We start from the raw sequence: 5739 nt of genomic DNA, 5'->3' as shown, positions 1-5739 counted from the left end.
ACGTTTGAGCGAGGTCAGATGCTCGTCGGCAATGATGATACCGTCGCGAACGATGCGGATCTCGGCATTTCTGGTGATCTTGCCTTCCAGAACGTAGCAGCCTGCAACGGTGCCGACACCGGTGATCTTGAATACTTCGCGGACTTCGGCGCGGCCCAGCTCAACCTCGCGGGTCTTAGGAGCCAGCATACCTTTCATTGCGGAGGAGATTTCCTCGATTGCATCGTAGATGACACGGTACATTCTCATGTCGACGCCTTCGGTCTCTGCCATGTCTCTTGCAATCGGGTCTGGACGAACGTTAAATCCGACGATGATCGCGCCGCAGGCCTGTGCCAGCATGACATCCGACTTGCTGACAGCACCAACTGCACCGTGGATGACCTTGACGCGAACCTCTGGATTGCTCAGTTTTTCCAGCGACTGTTTGACAGCTTCAACCGAGCCCTGTACGTCCGCTTTGACGATCAGCGGCAGCTCCTTGGTCTCGCCAACTTCAATCTGTTCAAACAGATTGTCCAGGGTAACCTTCTGGTAGGAGCTGAATTCCTTCTCTTTTGCTTCCTGACGGCGTTTTTCAACCAGTTCACGAGCCAGTCTTTCATCCTCTACGGCATTGAACTCGTCGCCTGCTGCCGGAACCTCTGCCAGACCGGTGATCTCGACCGGAGTGGATGGGCCAGCTGCATCAATCTTTTCGCCCTTGGAGTTGGTCATGACGCGGACACGTCCAACCGCTGTGCCGGCAATGACGCTGTCGCCGGTGTGCAGGGTACCGTTCTGTACCAGAATGGTTGCAACCGGACCGCGGCCCTTGTCGAGTTTTGCTTCGATAACGGTACCTTTTGCCATACGGTCAGGATTTGCTTTCAGCTCCTTGACCTCGGCTACCAGCTGGATGTTTTCCAGCAGGTCCTGAATACCCATCTTGGTTTTTGCGGATACAGGAACACAGATAACGTCGCCGCCCCATTCCTCCGGAACCAGCTCGTACTCGGTCAGCTCCTGTTTTACCTTTTCAGGGTCAGCAGTTGGTTTATCCATCTTGTTGATAGCAACGATGATCGAAACGCCTGCTGCCTTCGCATGGTTGATCGACTCAACGGTCTGCGGCATGATACCGTCGTCAGCTGCTACAACCAGGACAGCGATGTCGGTGATATCTGCGCCACGGGCACGCATCGAGGTGAATGCCTCATGTCCTGGGGTATCCAGGAAGGTGATCGGCTTGTCGTTGACCATAACCTGATATGCACCGATGTGCTGGGTAATACCGCCGGCCTCGGTGGAGGTGACGTCGGAGTGACGGATTGCGTCCAGAATGGATGTTTTACCGTGGTCAACGTGACCCATTACAACAACAACCGGTGGACGTTCTACCTTCTGATCGTCGCCGTCCTCGCTGTCGTCGAACAGACGATCCTCGATGGTGACAACAACCTCTTTTTCCACCTTGGCGCCGATTTCCATTGCAACCAGTGCAGCGGTATCGTAGTCGATGACATCGGAAACCGATTTCATCTCGCCGAGCATCATCAGACGTTTGACGATCTCTGCGGACTGAATCTTCAGTTTCAGAGCCAGATCGCCGACGGTGATCTCATCCGGCAGAGTGATGTGCAGCTTCTGACGGCGCTCGCGCTCCATCTCCAGTTTGCGCATCTTTTCCATCTCTTTGTCCTTTTTGGACATGAAGTTCTTCTTCTTGTTGTTTCTGCCGCCGATCTTCTGCTTCTTGACGCCGTCGTCACGTTTTGCCAGATTTTCCGGAGCGATATTTTCGTAGCGCTCATTGTATTTATCCAGATCAACGTTAGCTGCACGCATGTCGACGTGGCGGATCATCTTGCCTTTGACGTTCTCATCCAGCTTTGGATTGATTGCGGAAGCCTGACGTGGTGCTGCCGGTTTCGACGGCTGTTTTGCCGGCTTCTGCTGCTGACGAGGCGCATTGCTGCGGTCCTGACGGTCATTAAATCTTCTTTCGCCCTGCGGACGGTCGCCGCGGTCGTTAAACTTTCTTTCGCCCTGTGGACGATCGTTAAATTTTCTCTCGCCCTGCGGACGGTCGCCGCGGTCGTTAAACTTTCTTTCGCCCTGCGGACGATCGTTAAATTTTCTCTCGCCCTGCGGACGGTCGGAACGGTCGCCGAACTTTCTCTCGCCCTGCGGACGATCAGAACGAGCCGGACGGTCATTGAATTTGCGTTCCGGGCGGTCGCTGCGATCGTTAAACTTTCTTTCGCCCTGTGGACGATCACCCTGGGCACGCGGTCCCTGAGTATGCTGCTTTGGTGTATCGTTCATATCCTCTGTCTCCCTCTCCTCGACCCGTTCCTGCTTTGGTGCAGCTGGCTGCTCCAAAACTTCGGGCTGCTGTTCATGGGTGGTCGGTTCCTTCAAAGCCTCCTGCTGTGGGGCTTCCGGCGCTTTTGGTGCTTCTGCTGCCGCCGGTTCCGATTTTGGCTTCGGAGCTTCCTTTGCTGCCTTCTTGGCAGGTTTCTTTACCTCCTGCACCGGCTGGGACTGCTCCTTGTATGCATAATAGCTGTCCAGATTATCCATCTGGTGTTGTTGTGTGTATGTCTCAAAAATCAGGTTGAGCTCCTGATTGGTCAGGACGGTGGTTCGCTTTTTCTCTCCTGGAAAATGCTGTTCCAGCAGCTGAGCGACGTCCTTCATCTCCACGCCCAGATCCTTGGCAACCTCACTGAGCTTATACTTGTTGTTTATCATAAAAAAACATCCGCCTCCTTTTTGTCTAGGATGATGTCTGTTTTTACTTACGAAACAGGATCTTGCGGCAGCTGAGAGAGCTGCGAGAGCTTTTTGGAAAAGCCCTCATCGCAAAGCGCAATCACACCGGAGCGCTTTCCGCAGGCGTGCTGCACCTGATCCATGGTGACAGCCAGCACAACCGGCTGCATTCCATACTTTTGGGCGGTGAAACTGAGTTCCTTGCGGCTTTTTTCCGAGAGGTCTGCGGTGCAGAATACCCCTTTGCCCTTGCCGTCGCGCAGCGCTTCCGCCACACGGTCAAAACCCAGCACCAGCTTGCCGGCCCTGCGAGCCAGCGAAAGCAGCGAGATCTGCTGCTGGCTGCTCATCGCGTCCCCTCCTCGCTGCATACGGCACAAAGCTGTTGTTCGAGCTTCTCATACACCTCGTCAGGAATCGCTGTTTCCAATGCGCGCTCGAGCTGTCTAGTTTTGCGCGCTTTGGCAAGGCAGGCGCTGTCAGCACACAAATAGGCGCCGCGGCCCGATTTTTTGCCGGTGGCGTCGATGCTGATCTCCCCTTCCGGCGAGCGCACCACGCGGATCAGTTCCTTTTTGGGTTTATGCTCACGGCATCCGGTGCACATCCGCACCGGCACTTTTTTGACAGGCAACAGGTTTGCCTCCTTTCGGACTGACAGTTACTCTTCTTCATCCTCAGCAAACAGATCGTCCACCGCTTTGTCGATGGCTGCTTCTGTCTGCGCACGCAGCTGCTCAACCTCGTCGATGATCTGCTGTGCCTGGCTTTCCGGACCGATGTCGATCTTCCATCCGGTCAGTCTTGCTGCCAGACGAACGTTCTGTCCTTTATTGCCGATGGCAAGCGACAGCTGGCTGTCCGGTACGATGACCTTGCAGGCTTTTGCGCCGGTCGGGTCGATCAGCACCTTGGTAACCTCTGCCGGAGAGAGTGCTGCTGCGATAAGTTCTTCCGGTTTTTCGCTGTATTTGATGACGTCGATCTTCTCGCCGCCCAGCTCCTCGACGATCGCGGAGACACGGGTGCCCTTTGGACCGATGCAGGCGCCGACTGCGTCGACGTTTTCATCCTTGCTCCAGACTGCGATCTTGGTGCGGGAGCCGGCCTCACGGGAAACTGCCTTGATTTCGACGGTGCCATCCTTGATTTCAGGAGTATGCATCTCAAACAGGCGTTTAATCAGACCTGGGTGGGTTCTGGAGAGCATCAGCTTCGGATTTTTGCCGCTGGTGAGTACATCGACGACGTAAACCATCACGCGCTGGCCTTCCTGCAGCTCTTCGCCTGGTACCTGCTCGCTCTTTGGCAGGATTGCTTCGGTCTTGTCGATCTCAACGGTAGCATTGCCCTTGACCTCGTCGATCTTGAGAATCGGCACCGAGATGATCTCATATTTTTTATCCTGATACTTCTGTACCAGCTGGCCTTTTTCCGCCTCGCTGATACCCTGACGGATTACATGCTTCGCAGACTGTGCAGCGATACGGCCAAACTGTTTGGTTTCCAGCGGAATTTCGATCACGCCGCCGATGTGTGCAACCTTGCTGTACTTGGTTGCATCTGCCAGAGTGATTTCGGTTTCAGGGTCGGTGACCTCTTCTACGACGTTTTTGCGGACCGCCACATAAAAGCGGTTCTTAACGGGGTCGATCTCGACGATGGTATTATCGCTGCCGCCCATATCGCGCTTGATAGCGATTGCGATTGCGTTGCTGATCTTTTCGATCAGGTAGGATGCGGGAATGCCGCGTTCCTTTTCCAGTGAAGTCAATGCTTCAAAAAATTCACTGTTGATGACGTTGTTCACGTTTGCTGCCTCCTGTTATTAACTCCATAAAAAGGGATTTGACCCTTAGATTTTTGCGGCTTTCCAGTCGATTTCCTCATAAAGGCGAATATATGCCGCATCCTTTTTCGGGAAGGTATGTTCCCCATCCTCCAGCTTGACCGTGATGGTCGGATCGTCGCATGCAGTCAGTTCGCCGACAAATTCGCGCACCGAGCTGCCGTTTTCCAGCTGCATCGGGCGGATCAGCTTGACTTCCACCTGCTGTCCCAAATACCGCTGGAAATGCCACGGGCGCACCAGATCCCTGCCGATGCCTGGCGAGGAGACCTCAAAGTAGTACGACTGGCTGATTGGATCAGCCTCGTCGAGGATATCATCAAAGGTACGGCTGAAGTTTTCGCAGTCGTCGATGGTAACGCCGCCCTCCTTATCAATAAAGATGCGCAGGTACCACGAAGCGCCCTCTTTTTCAAAGCGGACGTCCCACAGCTGCAGTCCCATTTGTTCCACCACCGGTTTTGCCAGAGTGGTGACCAGTTCCACGGTGTTTGGTTTTTTCGATGTTGCCAAAGGCTTCCCTTCCTTTCCCGAAATACGGTTTTTTACCGCTTAACAAAATAAAAGAGCGGGTGACCCCACTCTTTGCTTACAACAGTTTACGAACACGAAGGGAGGTTCCACGTCCACAAGCAGGCCGCAGAGCAATTTCCCTCTACACTTCTTCTATACTGTATCATATTTTCGAAGGTTTGGCAAGACCCAAAGTCGCATTTTTCTTATTTTTACAGGGAATTCCCTGTAATACCCTTCTCTCATTGCAGGGCAGTTCCTGCAATATCCTTTTGCGGGCTTGAGCAGCCCACACCTGCGGTTGTCTTTGCAGGGTAGTCCCTGCAATATCCTTTTGCGGGCTTGCGCAGCCCGCACCTGCGGAAACTTTCTTGTGTGAAGAAAGTTTCACAAAGAGCACACCAAAAACCTTCTGGTTTTTGGAATTCAGAAGTTTGAAAAACTTCACGAAAGGGGCAAGCCCCTTTTGAAACCCCTCTGTGTCGGTAGAAGCAGCACTCGACATACCTACCTGCTACCCGAAGTAGCACGGGAGAGGCCTAACATTCTCCCGCTGCCGGAGCAGACAGGGGGAGAGAACTTTGCGGAGCAAAGTTCCCGAGGGAGTATTTTCCTACGCA

Annotated in this window: 6 protein-coding genes; all 6 read right to left on the bottom strand. The window is 53.8% G+C overall.

The window, feature by feature from the left end; all coding sequences use genetic code 11:
• On the bottom strand, window positions 1-2736 hold a 2736-nt coding region (gene infB, locus Q0L39_RS10265; protein WP_296628922.1), incomplete at its 3' end, for a translation initiation factor IF-2.
• A 47-nt stretch (window positions 2737-2783) separates the two neighbouring features.
• Complete coding sequence (locus Q0L39_RS10260; RefSeq protein WP_296628920.1) at window positions 2784-3107, bottom strand: ribosomal L7Ae/L30e/S12e/Gadd45 family protein; 324 nt, start codon at window positions 3105-3107, stop codon at window positions 2784-2786.
• Complete coding sequence (locus tag Q0L39_RS10255) at window positions 3104-3391, bottom strand: YlxR family protein (protein WP_296628918.1); 288 nt, start codon at window positions 3389-3391, stop codon at window positions 3104-3106. The genes Q0L39_RS10260 and Q0L39_RS10255 overlap by 4 nt, the downstream gene beginning before the upstream one ends.
• Window positions 3392-3418: 27 nt before the next feature.
• Window positions 3419-4567 carry a transcription termination factor NusA gene (gene nusA, locus Q0L39_RS10250; RefSeq protein WP_296628916.1) on the bottom strand — a complete coding sequence of 383 codons (1149 nt, stop codon included), beginning with the start codon at window positions 4565-4567 and terminating at the stop codon, window positions 3419-3421.
• A gap of 45 nt (window positions 4568-4612) precedes the next feature.
• Window positions 4613-5119 (bottom strand): ribosome maturation factor RimP, encoded by a 507-nt coding sequence (gene rimP / locus Q0L39_RS10245; RefSeq protein ID WP_296628914.1) that lies wholly within the window; start codon window positions 5117-5119, stop codon window positions 4613-4615.
• Between the two features lie 163 nt (window positions 5120-5282).
• A complete protein-coding gene (locus Q0L39_RS10240) occupies window positions 5283-5624 on the bottom strand; it encodes a hypothetical protein (RefSeq protein ID WP_296628913.1) in 342 nt (113 codons plus the stop codon).
• Window positions 5625-5739 lie beyond the last annotated feature (115 nt).

Origin of the sequence: uncultured Negativibacillus sp. (genome assembly GCF_944388365.1) — a bacterium.
Lineage (GTDB): Bacteria > Bacillota > Clostridia > Oscillospirales > Ruminococcaceae > Negativibacillus.
The sequence above is the reverse complement of the archived record's forward strand: the minus strand, read 5'-3'. Positions and strand labels throughout refer to the sequence as shown.